This window comes from Pseudoalteromonas haloplanktis ATCC 14393 (genome assembly GCF_000238355.1).
Lineage (GTDB): Bacteria > Pseudomonadota > Gammaproteobacteria > Enterobacterales > Alteromonadaceae > Pseudoalteromonas > Pseudoalteromonas haloplanktis.
Map to the genome: position 1 here is coordinate 1 of NZ_AHCA01000024.1, position 23,066 is coordinate 23,066.

General features: G+C 38.7%; 16 protein-coding genes. 10 read left to right on the forward strand and 6 right to left on the reverse strand.

Going from position 1 to position 23,066, the window contains the following annotated elements; translation table 11 throughout:
- Positions 1–300 (forward strand): TonB-dependent receptor (locus PHAL_RS24295; RefSeq protein WP_036981622.1); only part of this gene is annotated, 300 nt, incomplete at its 5' end.
- A gap of 268 nt (positions 301–568) precedes the next feature.
- Here PHAL_RS24295 and PHAL_RS24630 read toward each other — a convergent pair.
- From PHAL_RS24630 to PHAL_RS0121885, 6 genes are all read right to left on the reverse strand, one after another.
- Positions 569–748, reverse strand: a complete 180-nt coding sequence (locus PHAL_RS24630; RefSeq protein WP_308700783.1) for a chlorhexidine efflux transporter — start codon at positions 746–748, stop codon at positions 569–571.
- Between the two features lie 258 nt (positions 749–1,006).
- Complete coding sequence (locus PHAL_RS0121865) at positions 1,007–1,513, reverse strand: YgjV family protein (RefSeq protein WP_016710568.1); 507 nt, start codon at positions 1,511–1,513, stop codon at positions 1,007–1,009.
- 127 nt (positions 1,514–1,640) lie between these two features.
- A complete protein-coding gene (locus tag PHAL_RS0121870) occupies positions 1,641–3,095 on the reverse strand; it encodes a tetratricopeptide repeat protein (RefSeq protein WP_080571560.1) in 1,455 nt (484 codons plus the stop codon).
- Between the two features lie 33 nt (positions 3,096–3,128).
- Entirely contained in the window at positions 3,129–4,547 is a 1,419-nt protein-coding gene (locus PHAL_RS0121875) for a cellulase family glycosylhydrolase (protein WP_016710570.1), read from the reverse strand.
- A gap of 15 nt (positions 4,548–4,562) precedes the next feature.
- Complete coding sequence (gene rhaM, locus PHAL_RS0121880; RefSeq protein WP_016710571.1) at positions 4,563–4,877, reverse strand: L-rhamnose mutarotase; 315 nt, start codon at positions 4,875–4,877, stop codon at positions 4,563–4,565.
- Between the two features lie 13 nt (positions 4,878–4,890).
- Positions 4,891–5,808 (reverse strand): DUF4861 family protein, encoded by a 918-nt coding sequence (locus PHAL_RS0121885; protein ID WP_016710572.1) that lies wholly within the window; start codon positions 5,806–5,808, stop codon positions 4,891–4,893.
- Between the two features lie 263 nt (positions 5,809–6,071).
- Here PHAL_RS0121885 and PHAL_RS0121890 point away from each other — a divergent pair, with 263 nt between their 5' ends.
- The 9 genes from PHAL_RS0121890 (at position 6,072) to PHAL_RS0121935 (ending at position 23,034) form a co-directional block, all read left to right on the forward strand.
- Positions 6,072–7,538, forward strand: a complete 1,467-nt coding sequence (locus PHAL_RS0121890) for a sulfatase (RefSeq protein WP_232321845.1) — start codon at positions 6,072–6,074, stop codon at positions 7,536–7,538.
- A gap of 162 nt (positions 7,539–7,700) precedes the next feature.
- Complete coding sequence (locus tag PHAL_RS0121895; RefSeq protein ID WP_258165122.1) at positions 7,701–9,110, forward strand: sugar porter family MFS transporter; 1,410 nt, start codon at positions 7,701–7,703, stop codon at positions 9,108–9,110.
- A 102-nt stretch (positions 9,111–9,212) separates the two neighbouring features.
- Positions 9,213–10,688, forward strand: a complete 1,476-nt coding sequence (locus tag PHAL_RS0121900) for a sulfatase (protein WP_016710575.1) — start codon at positions 9,213–9,215, stop codon at positions 10,686–10,688.
- A 155-nt stretch (positions 10,689–10,843) separates the two neighbouring features.
- Positions 10,844–12,235, forward strand: coding sequence for a BNR repeat-containing protein (locus PHAL_RS0121905; RefSeq protein WP_016710576.1), 1,392 nt, complete (start codon positions 10,844–10,846; stop codon positions 12,233–12,235).
- A gap of 646 nt (positions 12,236–12,881) precedes the next feature.
- On the forward strand, positions 12,882–13,469 hold the full coding sequence (locus PHAL_RS0121910; protein WP_016710577.1) for a sigma-70 family RNA polymerase sigma factor: 588 nt from the start codon (positions 12,882–12,884) through the stop codon (positions 13,467–13,469).
- Entirely contained in the window at positions 13,466–15,157 is a 1,692-nt protein-coding gene (locus PHAL_RS0121915; protein WP_016710578.1) for a LamG-like jellyroll fold domain-containing protein, read from the forward strand. The genes PHAL_RS0121910 and PHAL_RS0121915 overlap by 4 nt, the downstream gene beginning before the upstream one ends.
- Positions 15,158–15,333: 176 nt before the next feature.
- A complete protein-coding gene (locus PHAL_RS0121920; RefSeq protein WP_016710579.1) occupies positions 15,334–17,721 on the forward strand; it encodes an alpha-L-rhamnosidase-related protein in 2,388 nt (795 codons plus the stop codon).
- A 580-nt stretch (positions 17,722–18,301) separates the two neighbouring features.
- The gene (locus PHAL_RS0121930) at positions 18,302–19,267 is read left to right on the forward strand and encodes a heparin lyase I family protein (RefSeq protein WP_016710581.1); all 966 of its coding nucleotides are present in this window, start codon (positions 18,302–18,304) and stop codon (positions 19,265–19,267) included.
- A 227-nt stretch (positions 19,268–19,494) separates the two neighbouring features.
- Entirely contained in the window at positions 19,495–23,034 is a 3,540-nt protein-coding gene (locus tag PHAL_RS0121935) for a glycosyl hydrolase (protein WP_016710582.1), read from the forward strand.
- Positions 23,035–23,066: the final 32 nt, after the last annotated feature.

A 23,066-nucleotide genomic window follows, 5' to 3' on the forward strand; every position in this document is an offset into this window, starting at 1 on the left:
GTAATTGGTTACTATGAGAATGATGGATTTAGTTTTAGACTTGCATATAACTGGAAAGATGACTCCTATTTGAAAGGACAAAACTCGTACCTAGGTGTCCAGCCTCGTGTGCAAAAAGCAACAGGCCGTTTGGATCTAGTGACATCATATAAGTTCACAAAGAACTTTAGAGGTTATTTAAGAGGTTACAACTTAACTGATGAGCAACGTTATGAGTACTGGGGTAACAATGAAAGTGCGGTCTCGCGCGTTGATTACACTGGGCGTATCTATGAAGTAAGCTTTAGCTATAGCTTCTAAAATGTAGTGAAGCACTTATATGAAGCCTAACAATGTTGAATATTCATTGTTAGGCTTTTTTATTGCTTTTGTCTAATTACTCGTTCTAATATCAGTACTTTCAAGTAATATGATTGGATAAATAAGGATTATGATTAAGCGTGGCTATCTCTAGAATTGCGCTGGATGATTGTTGCTCTGATATGGTTGTAGCTCAAGTTAAATAGGAAAGCGTAAATAGTTATAAAAATAGTCACGCCTAAATTCATTGCAAAAATTCTTCATAAAATCACCGATAAAAATAAGATATAACTGGAATAGTCAATATCAAGAAACCCGCTTCGAATAAAGTGACGTGTAATAGGCGGATTGAAAGCGTACGTTTAGTTTTGTCTCCTTTAAAATATAAATCAAAGACCCAAATAAAAACATAAATCCAAATCATAGCGATACTAGCAATAACTATCATCTTTTATGTAGTGCAGTAACATCATGTGTAGCAAAAATAGCTAAACCGACATGGCTAAACTCACTGCTATTATTTCAAATGAATTTGAGCACGAGTTGGTTATTGCTGTTGATAAAAGAGTGAAGGAAGCAGATAAGCTAAGGTAAAAGTATCGTATTACCGGTTACTTATGAGCCAATGGCTGGTTAACGCTAGTGGGATGTTTAATTGGGGGTTGACTTGGTGGGTTTAATTGACACATCAACAATATCATTTCAATTAGCCTTTATTAGCTATGTCATGCTTATGTAATTTGTAAATAGTTGTTGAATTAATAATTATCACTGTAGTTTCTAATAAAATTCCACCAAGTGAACCTACAATCACGTTATTTATAAGCCATAAGCATGAACCAACGAATACCACCAAACGCATCTTGATTCCATTAAGGCAAAACAAAGCATATGTACCAATACAGGAACCCACTATGGCGATATAATCTGTCCATTGGCTTATAGTAAAATAACCAATCAACATGGTAAGTATAATGAATAAGCTAGCGACCCATTTCGCTTTTGTTTGTAATGAAACTGCTGTTCGTCCGACAGCAAATAAAGAACAAAGTGAGGAGGTTACTGCATTTAATAAGTAATAGTGTAACGCATGGTTTAAGTTCATGACAATCATCATAATTTTAAAATGACGATCATCTTTTTGCATAAAACACAGCATTGCTAATATAAAGCTTATAAATCCTAAAGCTTGAGCAAAATAATTATCAAACACATACTCACCTAGTATTATTGCTGTTTTATTAAATGGTAGAACCGATAGTTGTAGCCTCAGGGATATAAAAATTAATCTTAATGAATTGAAGAGCCAGATATCCTAAGAGGCAGCTGCCCTGACTATGTTATTGCTCAGTAATATATACTCTACCAACGGTTGAACGATCTAATAGTGCTTGCCATTCACTCGTATCCCAATTCGCGGAGTTGCCTCGTTTAATAGCTGTGCGCATATTACTTACAAATTTACTAAAGTCTCTTGCCTTCCTATCTCGAAAAGATAAAGCTAACAAATAATAGTACTCAGGGTTATTGGCATGTTTATGCTCAATTTCTTGTAAATCAAGTACGGCAGACTCCACATCAATTAATGATTTATCTTTGGCGTTAAGCTTAATATCAATTGCTCTGATAGCTGAATTAATATCGCCTTTATTCATTGCGGAGCTGAACCAAAATAATGCTTTTCGTTGATCTTGTTGCACCCATGGGCTGGAGTTTAGGATCATGCCTAAGCGATACTCGCTACGAACTAATCCGTATTTGCTCGATTGAGAAATCCAATTGATAGCAGTGGGGATATCTCGTTGTTCTCTATAAAGCAACAGTCCGTATTCATACATCGCGCCGGGATGCCCAATGTTCGCTAGTGCTAATAGTTTTTTTTCTGCTTCGCCTTCTTCTTGAGTTAGCCAAGGAAAATTGAGCAAGGCCATCGCATGTTGATATCGTTCGTTTAAGCTTTCTCCTTTTGCCAACTTTCTAGCTACGCGGAGTATTTGGCTATACATTTGCTCATTCTCATTTACCAGCGTTGATTTTGAATGGCCAGCTGCACCAAGAAATACGCGATGAACAAAATCAATATGATGGCCATTAATTGAAGGTTTAGGTTGTGGGAAATGTACGAACTCTTCAATCAACCTTGAAACGGGCCCGCCTAATTTTTGCACTTCGAAATAATTACGCACAGATCCATCAGGGGCAATATCTATGTCTAAAATTAAATAGGGCTCTTTTGGCGTAGACATAAAAAAAGCATCTTCATTACCGCCTTCTTCAATCGCTAAATTGTTCATATTAGCAATTGAATTGTCAACGAAGTCTTCACTATAAAATACAGGCTCTAATTGGGCTTTATCATCAAATGTAACCCGTGCAGTTATTGTATCTTGTTTAAGCACGGGGAAATACTTTGCATCAATAACACTTTTACCCTGTTTGCTTTTATAGTCATTCATGACTTTTTTAAAAGCTGCCTGAGATTCTGTTGGTAGTTTTAGTAAGGTATTGTCGATGACTTTCTGCGCATCAAAATAGTTATATTCTGCTGCTAAAGAGTAATAGATAAGCGCATTAATAATATCTTGTTCTACGCCTAAGCCCTTGGCATAAATTCGTGCTAGTTGATAATAAGCATGAGGGTTACCTAGCTGTGCTGCTTCTAGATAGCCAGATTTTGCCAAGTCGTAGTGTTGGGCAGTAAAATAGCTGTCAGTTTTTAGTATGTCCGCAGCCGTCAAGGTCGAGGCATATATTGCTGTTGCGAACAACAGCCATTTTGTATTCTTCTTCATCATATTTTCCAATAATGATAGCCATTAATATGAGCGTTATTTGCCAATTTTTACTGCTGGATCAGGTTCTTTATATATTCCAGGTTTAATTTTAATATTAATTTGTGCTTTATTTTTGGGCCACGATAGTATAATGAGTTGCTGTCTATCCTTATCCCAAACTACCTTACTTGGTTGTGTATTTTTGGTTGAGTGATGAACATCTAAACCTGCTTTTATCGGGCTTTTACTCATAATGAGGTCATCGCCGATGTAGACAGTAAATCCATCTGGATAATGCCTATCTGCACCAACAAAAATACGTGAAACCCCTTTAGCATTATCACTTGTGATATTTAAATCTAATGTGCGTGTCGCAAAGTGAAATTTAAAGTTTTTGATGTCACCGGCAATTAGTTGTGGGTATGGGCGTGCAATAATGTCAGTTATATACTTTCTTTCTACAGTACCAATTGCTTGTTCATCACTGAAAATAGCCCAAGTAGAAGGACCACCTGGTAAAAAGTTTTGATAACTACGATTGCCTAGAAACCATGCTTTAATTGAGCCAACCCCCATTTCATCAAAAATTTCAGCTGTTTTTATATAAAACTCAATGTAATTTAGTTGTTCTTTGACTGAGTTATCTGTTGTTACTAGAGTAGGGAATCCCCATTCACCAATGAGTATCGGTGCACCTAATAACTGAGATTCTTTATCAAATCTTTCCATCGTTGGAGCTATGTAATCTAAATGCTCTTGGTAGATATGTGGGGCAAAAATAATATTTTTACGATCTATTCTTTTTGTTATTTCTGCATATTGGTTTTTGTTGATGGCATCGCCTTTATTCATGAAAATGGTTTGTATTAAAAACTGTTTATTGTCGCTGTAAGGAATAGCAGCATCGATAATTTTTTCATATAGCGGGATCAAATAGCGACGAGTTAGCTGATCGTAAGAAATATCCATATCTTTTTTACGAGGCTCATTAACTAAATCATATCCAATCACATAATCATCATCTTTAAACGCTTCCCATATATGCTTCCAAGCATTGATATAAGTTTCTTGTTCATTACTTTTGTTTAGGTATAACTCTTCCCACGAAAAATCAGTTGCACCATAAACAGTCATTTTAAATACTGTTTTAATGCCAGCCTCGCGGCCTAACTTAGTGGCACGTTTAACTCTGGCTAAATATTCAGGTTCAAACGTGTTGTCGCCAAGCTCACTTAATTTGCCCATTTCAAGTCGAATAACTTGAACATTGGCACCCATTCTTACCATTCTTAAATAGTCTTCAGGGTTGAAGTCCACCGCACCTGCATGGTCATTGGTATTAATGACATAACCTCTAGGGATCATATGTCTACCATCATTATCTCTTAAACCGTGTTTAATATCAGCAAAACTAAATGGTGATAATAACCATATCGTTACTAGTACCAAAACCTTACAAATGCGATGTGACATAACGACTCCTATATTTTAATCTAAGTGGAATACCTGTTCGATAGGTGTAACAATCGGCGAATTGTCGGCGTTTGTTTCCATAATGTCAGACATAAATGCCCACCACTTTTTAACAATTGGTGTAAGTGGTAAGTCGTCCATTTTGTGATCATTAGTTCTTTTCAAAACAGCAAATAGTGTGTTTGACGATGGCTCATGAAATATTGAGTAATCAGATACACCTGCGTTTTTTAGCTCTATAACTAGTTCAGGCCAGATCTCGTCATGACGCTTTTTATATTCAGCTTCATTGCCTGCTAGTAAAGTCATGGTGAATGCAATTTTTTCCATGTTAATACCTATATTATTTTTTAAATGTATCTAAATAGTTTTGCCATTGAGCACGTGTTGTAATCTCGCCTGCTGCTTCCCATGCAAAACCAGCATGGTACTCAAGTGAGCCATCTTTATCTGATTTTGTGAATATCCATATGTGACTCTCGTCTTTTGCTTGTTTAGCTATATGTTGAATATCTTGTACTTTAGAAGGATCTATAATCGCGCCGGTACCGAGAGCTATGCCGTCAAACATTTCCCAAGCAGAGATTCGCCCTGTTTGCTTATTATGCGCCACTAAGGCTTTCTCATCATGAGTTGTAACGCCGATAGCAATTGGGAGTGAGGCCGGTTTACCATTGAGTTTGAACGTGGAGTTGACTTTATAAAGGTTAGAGCCCATTGAGAGAGAAATCGTTTTTGATTCGTTAACTAACCCTAGTGGTGTTTGCCATTCATATTGAAGAGTGAATATAACTTTTTCTGGGCCATTTTGCTGAATTTCAAAACTTTTATAGTTATGGGCTGTATAATCCTTACCATCAACCCAAACTGCAGAACCACCAACACCACGACTAATACCGACATGGTATGGGTCATAACCCTCACCTGAGTCTGTGTGGTATGAAGCGGTGCCTTTAAATGCTTGGTCGTACCATTTATCTATGATCGAGTAATCAACCTTTTTTAGCCAAGCATCCACGCCACTCGCGTGTCCTTTTATAGGGGCTGCTGGTCCATACACTCGAAAAGCAACTTTATCATTCTCCCATGCAAAGTCGTCCTGTCGTTTAGGGACATATACAGCATATGCCTTTACTTCTTTCGCGTAGGTATTTTGCTCTTGAACTACGGTTGAGGTTGCATCTGCACAGCCGGTTAACACAGCATAGCTGGTGGCTATAACGAGCAATGAAGATGTTTTTAAATTAAGCGATTTTTTCATCGTAATACCTATTTATCGTGTGTTTATAATGAGTTAACTGTGCACTTTTTAATTATTCAATGCGCCATAGTTATATTAATTATCCTGCACTTTATATTTCAAATTAGCGAACATAGGAGCGACTTGGCTGAGAGTTAATATATTTTGTTGCATCTACGTGATTGATATTGCATCATTGTGACTAATATTGCAATTTAATGTGTTAATCTTGACTGTATAAAGTTGATCTCAATTGCAGCAACTAGAGCAGGGGGGGATAAATTTTGAATAGACGAAAGTTTCTCATTGGTAGTGCTGGTTTGGCTGCAGCAACCATGACTGCATACGAGCTTGACTGGTTAACTCAATTAAAGAAAGAATACCCGAATGTGTTAATGCTAATTATTGATGATTTAAATGATTGGATTGGGCCACTAGCTGGGCACCCAAACACAAAAACGCCTAATATTGACCGACTCGCCAACATGGGAACGGTGTTTACCAATGCGCATGCTCCCGCTCCTTTATGTGGTCCATCACGTGCGAGTATTATGACGGGGCTTGCTCCCTCATCAACGGGGATATATGGGCACATTCATGATAAAGATATTAAAAATGCAAACGATAAAGCCAGCCAATCTATTTTTTTAAGCGAGTACTTTAGAAAGCATGGTTACTACACTGCAGCTGTTGGTAAAGTTTTTCATGAACGAGTAGCGCCAGATAGCTTTGATACCTATGGCGGTCGTACAGCGGGGTTTGGCCCGTATCCACAAAGCAGAATGAAATGGCATGATCCACGCACAAATACTGACTGGGGGGCATTTCCCGATACAGATCAGCAGATGCCAGATTATGAATCAGCGCAATGGCTTGCGAAGCAGCTTGCGATGGATTATGACAAGCCATTTTTTATGGTAGGTGGTTTTTTACGCCCGCATGTGCCTTGGCATGTACCTCAGAAGTGGTTTGATATGCATCCTGTCGAAGAGCTTGAATTACCGGCATACTTTAAAAATGATTTAGATGATGTGCCAGAGATTGCCACGCAAGTATCTGAATTACCTATGATGCCTACCACTGAATGGGCTATTGAAAGTGGTGAGTGGAAAAATATGGTTCAAGCATATTTAGCAAGTATTTCATTTGTTGACTCTTGTGTCGGAACTGTACTTGATGCGCTTGAAAAAAGTGAATATGCGGATAACACGGCTATTGTTCTATGGGGAGATCATGGTTACCAATTAGGAGAAAAAGGTAAGTTCGCTAAAATGGCTTTATGGGAAAGAGCAACTCGCACACCATTAATAATCAAACCACCCAAGTCATCTGGTGGACAAGTAAGTAACCGTCCTGTCAGTTTACTTGATTTATACCCTACGCTTATCAAAATGTGTGGGTTACCTGAAAACCCGTTAAATCAAGGGCAAGATTTATCACCATTGCTAAATAACCCAGATGCGCAATGGGAGCATGCAGCAGTCACAACGTATGGCCCAAATAACCATGCAGTGAAAACAGAGCGTTATCGCTATATACGCTACGAAGACGGTAGTGAAGAGTTATACGACCATGAAAATGATAAGAATGAATGGCATAACGTCGCTGAGGCAGACGAGTATAAAAATGTGAAAGCGCGTTTATCTGCCTTTCTGCCTAAAGAAAATGCCAGTTGGTCTGCTGCTTCATACTATACAGGTAACCCGTATTTTTCAGATTTGACCGAAAGATCATTAACAAAGAGTAAGTAATAAACCCGCGGAAAAAAATAGCTTGTTGGTAAAAACTAAATATTCAACGGTTTTAGAGAAACACTTGGATTTTGAACAAATAGAAAGGGATTTAGCTCTATTTAAATAAAGTTTGATATGCAGATATCGAATTAAAATTCTATAAAGATAACAACACACACAATTTGGATAATTATGAACAATAAAGAAAATGTATTATTAATTGTCATGGTTTGCTTTGTCGCAACAATTGGCGGTTTTTTATTTGGTTTTGATAGTGGTGTTATAAATGGCACTGTAGATGGCTTGCAAGCTGCATTTGGTTCAAGCAGTGCGGGCACAGGATTCAACGTATCAAGTATGTTGATTGGCTGCGCAATTGGTGCTTTTAGTGCCGGCCGATTAGCTGATAAATTTGGTCGCCGCCGAATCTTACTTGTTGCTGCTGTGTTTTTTATTATTAGTGCCTGGGGATCTGGGGTTGCAGATTCATCTTTAGAATTTGTGATCTATCGTATCTTAGGTGGTTTAGCTGTAGGTGCTGCATCAGTGATGACGCCAGCTTACATTAGCGAAATTGCTCCAGCACGATACAGAGGTACGCTGTCTACTTTACAACAAGTTGCAATCCTTTTTGGTCTGTTTAGTGCATTTGTTAGTAATTACTTTTTGGCAAACAGCGCTGGTGGTTCAACAGCGGTATTTTGGCTTGATTTAGAAACATGGCGTTGGATGTTTTGGGTTGAGCTAGTACCTGCAAGTTTATTTTTTATCGCTTTATTTTTTATCCCAGAAAGCCCACGTTATTTAATTATGGCGGGGAAAAAACAGGCTGCAATAAATGTACTGTCTCGCTTATATGGTTCTGAGTCAGCGCAATCAAAACATGACGAGATAGCAGCTTCACTTGCTGTTGATAAACACCAACCAAAACTTTCTGATTTAATTGATAAATCTAAAAACAAATTACGCCCAATTGTATGGGTGGGTATTGGTCTTGCTACATTCCAGCAATTAGTCGGTATCAATGTGGTTTTTTATTATGGAGCAGTGCTTTGGCAAGCGGCAGGTTTTACAGAGTCTGATGCATTACTCATTAATATAATCAGCGGCATGGTCAGTATTTTAGCGGTATTTATTACTATGTACTTTATTGACAAAGTAGGTCGAAAGCCATTTCTACTGATTGGCTCTGTCGGCATGACAGTTACGCTTTCGATTATGGTTTACGCTTTTTTAAACGCAGAAACTGGCGCATCGGGAAACTTAGAGTTGGGTGATCAAGGTATTGTTGCTTTGATAGCTGCAAACGCATACGTGTTTTTCTTTAACTTATCGTGGGGCCCTGTTATGTGGGTCATGTTAGGTGAAATGTTTCCTAACCAAATCCGCGGCTCAGGCCTTGCGGTCGCAGGTTTTGCACAGTGGATCGCCAACTTCTTAATTACTTGGTCATTCCCAATTATGCTTACTGGTATTGGTTTAGCAGGGGCTTATGGTTTTTACGCAATTTGCGCGCTAATTTCGGTGGTATTTGTATTTAAGTTCTTAAATGAAACGAAAGGCAAAGAACTCGAAGAGATGGGTGGGTAATTCTATATATTTCAGATAACAATGTGGGGCTAATGAAACCCAAGTCCCACCTTTTGACCCACAATGACATTTATAGTCAGATAATTATAAGCTAGGAAAAATATGAAATTACATACTATATTCATTTCTTTATGCGTTATGTTATTGAGTGCCTGTGGTGGAAAAACCAATACTTCTGCTGTTGAGTCACCGCAAACGTCTACGTTGAAAAAGCCAAACATTTTAATGATTGTAGTTGATGACTTAGGTTGGTCTGACGTAGGTTACAATCAAACTACTGACTTATTTGAAACCCCCAATATTGATGAGCTATCAAAGCAAAGCTTACGTTTTGATCAAGCTTATGCGGGAGCAGCAAATTGTGCACCTAGTCGTGCGGTTTTAATGTCTGGCCAATATGGTCCACGCCATGGTGTTTATACGGTCTCTCCATCGACGAGAGGAAATGAGAAGACGCGTAAATTAATTCCAATTAAGAATAAGCGTGGGCTAAACCTAGAAGTAATTACATTGGCTGAATCGTTAAAAGCAGCGGGTTATGCGACGGGTCACTTTGGAAAATGGCATTTGGGAGCAGATCCGGATAAACAAGGCTTTGACACAAATATTGCTGGTAGCCACCAAGGGATGACCTTTCATTATTTTAGTCCTTATAAATTACCTAATATTGAAGATGGACCAAAAGGAGAGTACCTAACAGACCGCTTGACTACAGAAGTAATTGATTGGGTAAAATCTAAAAAGAATGAGCCATTTTTTGCATACCTACCTTATTATACTGTACATACCCCATTTCAAGCGGTCGCTGATACTGTAAAAAAATATCAGGATAAAGGTATCAAAGATATAAAACAGGCAACTTATGCGGCGATGGTAGAGTCGATGGATACTAATGTTGGCCGTATATTGTCGATGCTTGAGGCTGAAAACTTAGCTGATGATACCCTCGTTATTTTCACCTCTGACAATGGTGGTTACCGCATGTCATCATTTCCTTCACCATTAAGAGCAGGTAAGGGCTCTTATTATGATGGGGGATTACGTGTTCCTTTATTGGTTCGTTGGCCTGATGTGATAACTCCCAATATTGATCAGACACCAGTTATTAATGCCGATTTTTATCCAACACTTTTGAGCTTTGCTAATGCTGAGCAACCAGACCAAGAGTTGGATGGAATGGATCTGAGCTCACTACTACTAGGAAACGAAACAATTACATCTCGTGATTTGTTTTGGCATTTTCCTATTTATCTTCAAGCACATCACGCTTTAACTGACCAAGGACAAGATCCCTTATTTAGAACTCGCCCCGGCAGTGCTATTAGAAGCGGTAATTGGAAACTAATTCAATATTATGAAAATAATGAATTTGAATTGTACGATCTTGCTACTGACCAAGGTGAAACGGTGAATTTAGTTAACAGTGCGCCTGAAAAGTTTAAAGAGCTTAAAACAAAGCTACTAAATTGGCAGCAACAAATTGGTGCTGATATACCTACGCAATTAAACCCCAAGTACGATGCTCAGTTTAATGAGCAATTAATTGCTGAGAAGTTATTGCAAATTAAAGAGCAGTAAACCGACAAAATATTAATTTACAATATGTGGTAACACACTAAAAATCGATGATGCTTATCTCATTGTGATATAGGATTTTGTTACCACATTTATATCTTGTAGCTTAAATAGATAACGATATTTAACAGATCTATTTAAATTTGAGAGAATTTATTATGCACTTAAGGCGTACTAATCTTAAAGCTAAGTATATATTTCTTTGTAGCTTAGCCTTTTTATCTATTCTAGTGAGTTTTGCATCGCAATCACGTCAACATGAGCAAACAGTTACTTCAATAGCGATTGACCGTGTGTGGTCTGGGCATCGCATTAAACCTTATTTGTTAACTAGAGGGCAGCAACAGTTTGTTGCTTACTATGATGCAAATAGGCAAATGACGATTGCACACCGCCACCTAACTGGAAAATGGCGTTATTATAAAGTTGATAGTTGGCTTGGTTGGGATAGCCATAACTATGTCACGATGGAGTTAGATTCTGACGGGCATTTGCATGTAATGGGTAATATGCATGCTGACCCTATTGAATATTTTCGTACTAGCGAGCCTTTGAATGTTCGTTCACTGAAACGTATCGATGTTATGGCTGATGAGGCATTAGAGCAAAGAATGACCTATCCAATATTTTTGTTAAATAAGAATAATGAGCTAATTGCTAAGTATCGGGATGGTGGCAGTGGTAACGGAAATGAAATCTATAATATCTATGACACTAAATCAAAAACTTGGTCGCGTTTGCATGCAAATAAATTTCTAGATGGTGAAGGGAAGATGAGTGGCTATTTTGAAGGGCCAACGCTAGGCCCTGACGGAATGTTTCACCTCATTTGGGTATGGAGAAATACCCCTAATGCAGCGACTAACCATAGTCTATCTTATGCAAAGAGTCCTGATCTCGTTAATTGGCAGGATTCAAATGGGCAAAAGTTAGCGTTACCCATTACTTTAAAAATGACAGAAGTTGTTGATCCTGTCCCTCCGCTTGGAGGCATGATCAATGGGAATGTTAAGTTAGGGTTTGATCAGCAGAAAAAGCCAATAATTGTTTATCATAAATATGATGATAACGGTGATACACAAATCTATATTGCTCGTAAAAGCAGCTCAGATGACTGGGAAAGCAAAAAGATTAGTGATTGGAAGGGCTTTAGATGGGACTTTGGCGGGCACGGTTCACTAGGTCGTTTTATGGTTAAACCTTATACACCGCAAGTGATAGATGAACAGACATTAGGTGTTACGGTTAGACGTGAAGATGTTGTTATGCGCTTTATAGTAGATGCTAATAGCTTAGAGACAGTTAAAGTTGAAAAAGCAGATATCTTTCCTCCGATGATTGAAAAGCAAACTTTAGCTGCTAATAAGCATCTTGCAAAAGATAAAACTATAAAGCTAGAGCACCATGTTTTTGAAGGACAGGGTGATTCAAGCTCAAATGGCAAAAAATATTACCTATCATGGCAAAGCCAGCCAGGCAACAGAGATAAAGCTCATAGTGTGATTACTGAACCGAGTGTTTTACTTTTAAATGAAATAGCTCAGCCTTAGCTACACCGCTACTTAATAGCCTGAAAAGCCGCTAGTAAGTTACTTATTAGCGGCTTTTGAATTATAGGAGGATACATTACCTTTTAGAGCTTCATATAAAAATAAAACAAAAGCTAAATGTCACAGCTTGAGATTGGAAAAGTATTGGGCTAACGATATAACTTGAATATAAATTCATTTCGACAGCAAGGTACATCTAGTCTTCGCCTATTTCAGATACGTCACGTCGCCAGCCCAAATATGATTTGGTGCTACCACATTGTGGTTCTGATTAAGCAAGTTATCAGTTATTGTATCCGAGCGCTAACGGTTGGTTGCCACTTCATAAGTCATTCGTCGTTTAACATTTAAATTGAGCCTCGTCATTAACTTTATAGTTTTATAAAACGTTATTTTGAAGCCCTTTTCGTAAGTTCTTATATAACTAGCGATAGCGATCAGTTGCAATTTGTCTTTTCTAAAGTAGATGAAACAGTTTGACCAAATTAAGTGTTAAGTATAGGTTAGTGAAAAGGTATAACTGTACTTCCCTCTCTAAGGTACGTCATGATTTGCTACCTTGCAAACGTGAGATAACCGGAAAGACAGACCTATAGTGTTGTATAATTATTAAGTCTCTTGTTATTGATGAAAATCGGATTGTATTTTGTTATTTAATAAAATAGTGAAACTTGAACCTTCTGCTAGCAAAGCGTTATGCTCTACTGACGCCAGCCGAGCACAACAGTTTAACGAGTTATTTGAAGCCGATAAAAATCGACTTTATCGCTATATATATGCTTCAGTTTGGAATACTAGTGCTGCTGATGATATTTTTCAAGAAACCAGCTTAACCTTATGGAATGAATTCTCTAAATTTGAACTCGGAAGTGACTTTTCAAAATGGGCAACTTGCATTGCCTTTAATCGTATTAGAGCCTACAAACGCAAACAAAATAAATATCAGTTGGGATTAGAAGATGACTTATTACAAGAATTTAGTAATAACCTTTCTGTGCTAGAAGAGAATACGGTACCTCAAGAAACAAGATGGCGTTATTTAGAACATTGTCACAGTTTACTCTCTCCACCAATGCAGGAGATATATCAATATTTTTATAATCATAACTTAATGGCGCAAGAGATTGCAGATCAATCTGGCCGATCTATCTATGCTATTCGCAAGGCTATCCACAAATTAAGAAAAAAATTATTCGATTGTGTTGAGCAAAAAATTAGCGGAGATGAGAAATGAAGAGAAGTGAAAAGTTTGCCGCTATCCGAGAAATAGCTGACGCAATAGGTACTAAAACAGCTACGCCCGAACAACAAAAAAAATTGTCACAATTACTTAAAGGCAATCTTGAAGCACAACAATTTTTTTATGATTACATGAGTATGCACGCCCAATTACTCTCTGGTGCTGATAGTAATTTAGAATTTTCTTACAAACGCAAAGCTGAAACCGCCATCACAGAAGAGTTTGTGATTAGACGAAAAGACAACGCAGATATCATTAACGACATAAATATAGATGCAAGTAAGTTACAGCAAAAAACAGTTTCACCATTAAATACCTTGGCAGATCTAAGTAATGCACAACCACAAAAAACTCCTAATAAGCTGTTAAAATTCTGGATAATACTCACCGCACTAACCTTTTTACTATTCTTAGTTTGGCAATCATTTAATCAAAACACTTTGCCAGTTATTGCAGAAATTGAACAAGGAAAAATTTCCATTATTGGTCAGGGGAGAATCGAAAACTCGCAGCTATTTTCGGGCGAATACCAAGTTGAACAAGACGCCGGTTTAATACTAGCCAGTGGTGACAAGTTGCGCTTAACCGCTCATACCCATATTAAGTTTTTTAATCACAATGAAATACTCCTAACTCAAGGAAAATTGATCATTGAGCCAGTATCAAATAACAATATTATTCTTCATGGCCCCAATTTTACCTTACACTCAAATGGTGGTTCGCTTACTATCGACTTAACTCAAGCGCATCTCAATCCCATCATCCAAAGTAGCGATAACACCTTATTAATTCCTAGCCGTTGGCAACCTAAACATTTTTGGAGTTTTGATAGCCAAAGTGATCGCGCGATTGATTCAGCGGGCGGAGCAACAGGCATTCCCTCGACAGGAACCTTGCGAACAAAGGGACTAGTAGGACAAGGGGCATTTATTTTTGATAATAGCGCCAATGCAAGAATAGATGTTGGCTCAGGTGGAGGTACAGCACCAGCGACAGGATCTTTTTCGGTTACAGATGGCGTTACCATTGAAGCGCTGATCCGCCCTGAGTATTCAGGCAAGTTTAAAGAAATAGATGTTATCTTTCGAAAAGATAAGGGCGATAATGAACTTCGCATGCTGCTCAGCTTTCAGCATGATCAAGGTAAAAACTACCTGCGACCGGAAGGTCAATTTAACGAAAGTTTAAGTTTTGGTCTTTACATTGTTGGCCAAGGCTATCATGAATTAAAGCTACCACTGGATGGACTCAAAGGGCGCCCGACATTAGCGCAACTAAAACAAGGTCATTTTCATCATGTTGTGGCCAGTTACAATGTAAGCACAGGTTTAAAAGCCATCTATATAAATGGTGAACGACTTGCAAGTTACCAATATCCACCAGGGTCAAAAATTCTAAGTGGTGGTCCAGGACAGGCTTCTATCGGTAATAATCCAGCAGAGTCTCGTTGGGCGGTGGAGGCTTTTTCAGGCATTATTGATGAAGTTGCATTTTACGATTTTGCTTTACCTTCAATGTCAATAAATCAGCACTTCAAAAATGCCCTAAAAGGGCATAACTACTTTAGTTTACTGCAAAGTGCTGACCCACTCCCCAAAACAACCCAATTACCCTTACCTATGCGATCTACACTTGAACTTGATAGATTAACGGGATTACCACTACAACTTACATCACAATAAAACAATAGCGTTAAAATCACTTCTGCCAAGGCTTTACTCAAAATCTTGGCTAGATTTTATTAAAAATTAAAAAAAGGGTATCAATCCCTCATATTGGTGACTAAGTCTTATATACATTAAAGCATTTATACATCACAGCTAACCATTGCTATGTAAAATGATAATTAGGACACCAAATGACTAAACGAAAAACATTCTTCTGGTTCATAGCCAGCTTATTAACTTTATTTTCTTTCCAATCAGCCGCCGTTAAATGGGATGCAGAATGGATTTGGACCAAACAAAAAATTGGCAATCCAAACGATTGGGTGATGCTACGTAAAGAAGTCGACATCACTGATTTTGATAAGATAACGCCTAATGAAGCAATAACCGCTTATATCAGCGCCGAGACCAAATATTGGTTATGGATCAATGGTGAAATGGTGGTGTTTGAAGGCAGTTATACTGGCGGTCCTTCGCCGGTAAAACCCTCCCCTAGGGTTGACAGTTTTCCCATTGCTTCTAATAAATATTACGACCAAGTAGATATCAAAAAATATTTGAAAAAAGGCAAAAATACCATTGCCGCTTTAGCATGGTATTACGGTGCAAATGGCGACAAAGGCACCCATATTTCTGCGAGAATTGGTGGTTTTATATTTCAGGCTAAAGTGGATGAAAAGCTCATTATTTCTGATACCTCATGGAAAGCTAAAAAACATGAAGCTTACCAACCTGTAGCGAAAGAAAAACATCGCCGTGTTGCTGCATGGAGTGTTAATTATGATGCCCGCAATGATATGGGTGATTGGGGTAAGGACGCATGGTATTTACCAGGTTATGATGACTCTAACTGGGAGCTGGCTAGCAGTGCTAAAAAACCACCGCGTGCACCGTTTTTCGAATTATTTCCGAGTGAAATACCACCGTTAAATAACTTTGGTTTAGCCAATTGCACTAATTTCCCAGAGTCCAAATTCCCGTTTGTCAGTGACGGTAAAAAAATTAAATGTAAGTTAGATTTTAATAAAAATTTTACCCCTTATTTTGATATTGAAGCACCTGCGGGCTTAAGCATTCACATTAAGTCTAATATGCGATTAAACACTATTGAAACCTTTTACACGACCAAACAAGGTCGCCAACAGTTTGAATCTTATTCTTGGTTAAATGGTCGCATAATAGAATACACCATTCCCAAAGGCGTAACCGTGCACGGTTTAAAGTACCGTTGGACAGGTGTTGGCAAGCCTGTTGGTCATTTTGAAAGTGACGATGCATGGTATTCACGTATATGGCAAATGTCAGAAAACACCCTGTATATTTGTGCCCGAGATAATTTTATGGACACCCCCGACCGTGAACGCGGTTTATGGATTGGCGATGTCGCCGACCAAGCTAGTTATCTATTTTATAGCATGGATAAACCCGGCCGAGATCTATTGAAAAAAGCGATTAAAGTCACTATGGCCTTTAGTGATTCAGAATCGGGCGTATTTGCAGGCTTAGGCCCGGGACGTTTTCGTGAACTACCGGCACAAAGCTTACAGTTTATTGAACAAGGCGTTTGGCATTATTATTACAATACTGGTGATTTAGAAACCCTCGCCTACGCTTACCCCTATGTGCATAAATATTTATCCATCTGGGAAAAACAAGAGAATGGTTTAATCGTTTTTAGGGATGGCGCTTGGAAATGGACTGATTGGGGCCCGCAAGACACTATTGATTACGATGTAATCCAAAACGCCCTGTATTACAGCGCTTTAGTATCTGCTCGTAAAATGGCAAAAGTCTTAAACGATAATACTCATATGGCGTTTTACGATCAACGAATTACAGAGCTTAAACAAGCCTTCCAACAGCACTTTTGGCAAGATGGTTTCTATAGTAGTAAACCGAGCAAACTCAAAGATGATCGCGCTAACGCCGTCGCCATTATATTTGGCTTAGCCGAACCAGCTCAGTACCAACAAATTGTCGATAACGTATTGATCCCTAATCAATATGCCAGTCCGCATTTTGAATGGATGATTTATAACGCCATGGCTATTGCCGGCCGTTATGACGATGCGCTAGCACGAATGAAACAACGTTATGGCAAACAAGTGGATAACAAAGAGCGCTCAACCTTAACCGAATATATGACAGGTGGCGGCACCGAAAACCACGCATGGAATGCGCCAGCAACCGTATTAAGTCAATATATTGCCGGTATCGCACCAACGTCTGTTGCATGGGAAACTTACGAAATCATGCCAAATATGGCGCACATGAAACACATCAAACAATTAGTGCCGAGCGTGCAAGGTGATATTGAATTTGAAATAAGCCGTGATAATAACAGTATCAATATGACGCTAACGTCACCTAAAGGCAGTACAGCAACTGTCGGCATTCCAAAGGCCTACTTCAAGGTCAACACGCTAAGTATCAATGACAAGCAGGTATTCAAAGCAGGTTTGTTATGGTCAACCGACAATACAGATCAATATCCAGGTATTCGTTATATGGGAGAAGACGATAAATACTTGAAGTTTGAACTGGCTCCAGGCGATTGGACCATTCAAGCAGGTCAATAGCCATCGTTTGAGCAAACACATGTATATCGGAGTCATAATCTGATTTTTAGGAATGTGACTTCGATATACAAAGCATTGAAGAGTAAGCTAGGAGTACAATATGTTTAATGATAATAACGTGATAAATAAATCAACTTTAATCACAATATTCAAGCATCGTTTCACAAACACCAATACGATTAAACAAATTAGACTGCTAGCCCAAACTTAAAATGCGCCTTTGTGCACATTACAAACAAATTTTAAGAATCCCGAGAAACATAACTACCCTGAAACTTGGTTTCTGGATAATGGCAAAATATTAGTAACCGAGGTTTATCCGCAGATCAGAATGTCAGCAGAGAGCAGCGCCTATAAAAGAAAAAGTAGCTGCTCAAACAACGATTGCTCAAATGCAAGCTGCTTTTTAAAAATCGTGATACAGAGTTTAGAACTCACGCGTGATGGCATTGGATGAGTGGTGAAGTATCCGACTTAATTGGTGCGGTAATACTTAAAGAATGGATTGCTGTCGCTCTTGATTAAGCTGACAAGCTATTTTAAATAAATTGAATAATAATTAACGTTGGACAATAACAATATGAAAAAACTAGCCTTATATGCTGTAAGCATAACAATATTGGCTACTGGCTGTGCTAATGATATTCAACTGGCTAAAACGGCAACGGTTGTTAGCGAGGAGAGCACAACATCAGTAAGCCAAAAAATGCCGCCTGTAGTATTAGACGGAAAGCTCATTTACGAATCCTTCGAAAATGGCGGCTGGAATGCTCCTGGCGCTCGCGGCTTTACGCCGGGTTTGATCGAATCCTTACCAAAAAACTTTATGTTTAATCAACACCAAGGTGAACATTCCTTTGTCTTAGAGAGAAAAATAGTACGCGGAGGAAAATATGCCGCTAAATTGGTTTGGCATCATGAGAATCCTGCGGCCTACAATGGCAAAGAAGACAAAATAGATAATGTTGACCGCAAAGCAATGTTCCATGGTTATAAAACCAAAAAAGTGATGGGGGCTCATGCTTGGTATGGTTTTAGTTTCTATTTCCCCGGTGAAGGTACTAAAAACGAAGATAATCACTGGCTGTTTTTTCAAATCCACGGTAGTGCAGATAAACGCTTAAAAGAGCACTCGCGAAATCCGCCTTTCTATATTTCACTCGATAAAAATGGTCTATATGGTGGTTATAAATGGGATCCTGATGAAAAGAGTACTACTAGAAAGGGGAAAGGCACCAAAAATTATCGAATTCCAGGCGCTAAAAGCCAATATCTTGACCGATGGGTCGATTTTGTTGTTCATACCAAAGTAGATTATTCAGATGCTAAAACCGGTGTAGTCGAACTATGGGTTGATGGCAAGAAAGTGCTCAATGAGCAAAACGTTCAGTTTGGCTATAACGATGATAAAGGCATTTACCCATCGTGGGGTATGTACTTTAACGGTGATTTAAGTGTCATGAATCACGATCACTTTTTATACCTTGACGAAATTCGTATGACGGATGAAGAAAATGCAAACTATAAGGATGTTGCACCTCGTTAGAATTAAACACAATGATGTACTTCATATCATTAGATCTTACTTTGGGTATGCTTGGCTTGGTTCATAATAAAGAAATAAGGTAAATTATATAATCCCACTTCCGCCAAGGTTTTTGCTCAAAACCTTGGCGAGACTTTATTTATTTTTACTAAAAATTTAAAAAAAGGGTATCAATCTCTCATATTGGTGACTAAGTCTTATATACATTAAAACATTTAGGACTCCAAATGACTAAGCGGAAGACATTAATTTGGCTGTTTACCAATTTATTAATTTTATTTTCTTTTCAATCAGCCGCGATTAAACAAAGCCAACCGCTAGCTCAAACTCAAAATGTCCCTTTACCTTTTAGCACATTAAAAACAAATTTTAAGAATCCCGAGAAACATTATTACCCTGAAACTTGGTTTCACCTCAATGGCAAAAATATTAGTAAACTAGGTTTAACCGCAGATTTAGCAGCAATTAAAAAAGCTGGATTACAAGGTATACAGTTATTTAATACCCGATCTCAGCCATACCCGAATGTCGAACAAGTGCCAATTTTAACCCCAAAATGGGAAGAGATGATTAGTCATATCGCAGATGAAACAGAGCGTTTAGGATTAAATTTAACTCTCCAAAACTGCCCCGGTTGGTCGATGGCTGGTGGTCCTTGGGTTCCCGCTGAAGAGTCACAGCGAGAGATAATTGAGCATGTATTTCAATTAAAAGGCGGGCAACTTGTTCAAAAATCGTTAGATCTTAAAGCTGAGTATTTAACTTTTGACCGTAACTACCAAGATATTAAAACCATCGCCTTTAAAACGCCTAAAAATGAAAGTTCGGTTAAGCCAATTCCCCAAATTTCACCCATGAGTTATCAAACTAATAATTCGATGGTGCCATGGGATACCGTATTTGAAGAAGCAAAACAGGTGATGTATGACCCTAAAAAAATTCATTCACAGGAGCCTTATAGAACCTATCAACAGAAGAACATTCAATATGTTGATGAAAAACCGACGTGGGTGGCCGTCACATTTGCAGAAAAAACCACCTTACGAAGTTTAGAATTACCCCCTATTCGTACTGTTTTGACTAATCGCCTTTTGCCCAAGGTAAATATCGGCATTTTAGTTGAAGCTCAACAAGATAATGAGCAGTGGCAAACCCTTGCTTCACTCAAAGTTCCTACAAGTCATTGGTACGATAATGATTACCCCGTGACGTTTAATTTACCTGAAACAAAAGCCAAAACCTTTAAATTAACCTTTACTGATGATCCCTTATTTTTGTCTTATGTCCGTTTAAATGGTCACGTGCGTTTACATAACCATGAAGCTAAAGCCTCAAAAAGCTCGCGCGGTTTACAAAGCGACATCAAGCAATTTGTTACTGCTGAAGATACGATAAACCCCAATGACATTATTGATTTAACCTCATATGTTAATAACCAAGGTCAACTAAACTGGCAAGTCCCCAAAGGTGACTGGACAGTGATCCGCTTTGGTCACGTCAATATGTTAAAAACCAACCGTCCTGCCGAGCCAGAAGCAACCGGTTGGGAAACCAGCAAGCTCGATAAAATTGCAATAGAAAACCATTTACGCCATGGCATGATGGGGAATTTAATGCGCGATGGTGGCCCACTAGATGGTCATAAACTACATGGCATGTTAATCGACAGCTGGGAAAGCGGCGTGCCTACATGGACCATGCACAAAGATGATTTACCCCAAGCATTTAAACAGCGTCGTGGTTACGACATGATGCCATATTTACCTGCCACATTAGGCTATATCGTCAGTTCAGTCGATGACACAAATAAGTTTTTAAGGGATCTTCGTCAAACCATGGCTGATTTGTATGTCGATAATTTCTTTGACCATTTTAGAACCGTAGCTCACGATATGGGATCTAAAGTTTACACCGAGGGGGCAACCGGCGAAACATTACCTGGAGATCCCTTACGCTATTACGGCGTAAGTGATTTCCCAATGACCGAATTCTGGTACCCGAAAGCTCCGCAAAATCAAAAAGAAGCCAAACCTATCTACGCCGCGGCATCGGCTTATCATTTATATAACAAACCGTTTTTAGCTGCTGAAGCCGCAACGCAATTAGGGGTGAAATGGAATGAGTCCCCTAAAGATATCAAATACCTGATCAATGAAAATTTTACCAAAGGTGTTAACCATTTAGTCTTTCATACTTTTTCTCATACCCCACAACTTGATGTCGTGCCCGGATCTAGCTTTGGTGGCAATATTGGCTTCCCCTTTTTACGCACGCAAACATGGTGGCGTCATACACCTACATGGATCAAGTCTTTAGCGCGCAGCCAATATTTATTGCAACAAGGTGAATTTGTAGCCGACGTACTTTGGTATTTAGGTGATGATTTAGACCGTCATCCGTTTGATACCCATCCATTTCCACAAGGTTATAAGTTCGATTATTTAAATGAGGAACTATTGCAAGAAAAAGTGCACGTATCTAACGGTCAATTGTATGTTGAAGATGCAGGTCAATATAAAGTCATTATGCTGCGTGACTCTCAGCGCATGTTGTTATCTACCGCGCAAAAACTTAAAACCTTAGTAGAACAAGGCGCGGTTATTTTAGGTAACAAACCACAAACATCACCGAGTTTGATGGATGATGCCCAAGATTTAAGCAAGCTCACTCAAATAGCAAATCAGTTATGGGACGATACCAATACCGGCATGAGAAAAGTGGGTAAAGGTAAAGTTTATTGGGGGCACACATTACAACAAGTATTGAACGCTGAAGCAATTATGCCGGATGTTTCGTTTGCCAAAGAGCTTGATTTACGCTGGATACATCGCAGTATTGGCGACACTGACGTTTATTACATAACGAATCAGCTCGATAAACCTATTGATGCTTCCATCCGATTAAGAACAACCGGTACAGCACCAGAAATTTGGAATCTAGATACGGGCAACACCCATATTGCGCCAATTTGGCAGCAAGACGATGCTCACATGAATGTCGCTATTAGCCTCGATCCTCATGGTAGTCTGTTTATTGTGATTAACAAAAAACGTGCAGATGCAGCCACGGTGAAAAAATCGCTAGAACAAGGGTATATTGCGCTTAAACAAAGTAAAAGTTCCTTATTAAGTAGCCAACAGAATTGGTTTAAAATTCACGATACTTACACATCGCCGCTATCTTTTATAAATGCTCAGTTACTGCCAAAACAAACAGGTATGTATCAATGGCTCTCACATAACGGCGGTATCGATGAGCAATTTATTCAGACAGAAACCAAGCCCTTAAATAAGCCTTGGGTATTAGAATTTGAAGCCGGCTGGGAAACGCCATCACAGCTAACGTTAACAAATTTAATTCCGTTAAATGACCACGCAGAGCCTGCTATTCAACATTACTCAGGCACAATCGCCTATAACACTTCATTTACCCTGCAACATAAATCAAAGTTGATGCAATTAGATCTCGGTCAAGTGGCCGATATTGCCGAAGTGTGGTTAAACAACCAACGGGTCGGGACTCGCTGGGCCCCCCCTTATACCTTTGATATTACAAAACATGTAATTGATGGAGAAAATCAACTCAAGGTGTTGGTCACAAATACCTGGCGAAATCAACTGATATACGATGCCAAACGAAAAACATCACATAAGAAAACTTGGACGACCAATCCACCAAAAGAACATGAAACACAACTTGATCTTTCAGGACTCATTGGTCCTGTGAGTATTCAGCAAATTAATAATAACAGTGTAGATGGGATATAAACATCGGCATGATCAATTATAGAGATCCATTC

Bases quoted from the DNA above. Each gene is read 5' to 3' on its own strand.
- PHAL_RS24630 (WP_308700783.1), bottom strand. From the start codon at position 748: ATGATAGTTATTGCTAGTATCGCTATGATTTGGATTTATGTTTTTATT.
- PHAL_RS0121870 (WP_080571560.1), bottom strand. From the start codon at position 3,095: ATGATGAAGAAGAATACAAAATGGCTGTTGTTCGCAACAGCAATATAT.
- PHAL_RS0121875 (WP_016710570.1), bottom strand. From the start codon at position 4,547: ATGTCACATCGCATTTGTAAGGTTTTGGTACTAGTAACGATATGGTTA.
- rhaM (WP_016710571.1), bottom strand. From the start codon at position 4,877: ATGGAAAAAATTGCATTCACCATGACTTTACTAGCAGGCAATGAAGCT.
- PHAL_RS0121885 (WP_016710572.1), bottom strand. From the start codon at position 5,808: ATGAAAAAATCGCTTAATTTAAAAACATCTTCATTGCTCGTTATAGCC.
- PHAL_RS0121900 (WP_016710575.1), top strand. From the start codon at position 9,213: ATGAAATTACATACTATATTCATTTCTTTATGCGTTATGTTATTGAGT.
- PHAL_RS0121905 (WP_016710576.1), top strand. From the start codon at position 10,844: ATGCACTTAAGGCGTACTAATCTTAAAGCTAAGTATATATTTCTTTGT.
- PHAL_RS0121915 (WP_016710578.1), top strand. From the start codon at position 13,466: ATGAAGAGAAGTGAAAAGTTTGCCGCTATCCGAGAAATAGCTGACGCA.
- PHAL_RS0121920 (WP_016710579.1), top strand. From the start codon at position 15,334: ATGACTAAACGAAAAACATTCTTCTGGTTCATAGCCAGCTTATTAACT.
- PHAL_RS0121930 (WP_016710581.1), top strand. From the start codon at position 18,302: ATGAAAAAACTAGCCTTATATGCTGTAAGCATAACAATATTGGCTACT.
- PHAL_RS0121935 (WP_016710582.1), top strand. From the start codon at position 19,495: ATGACTAAGCGGAAGACATTAATTTGGCTGTTTACCAATTTATTAATT.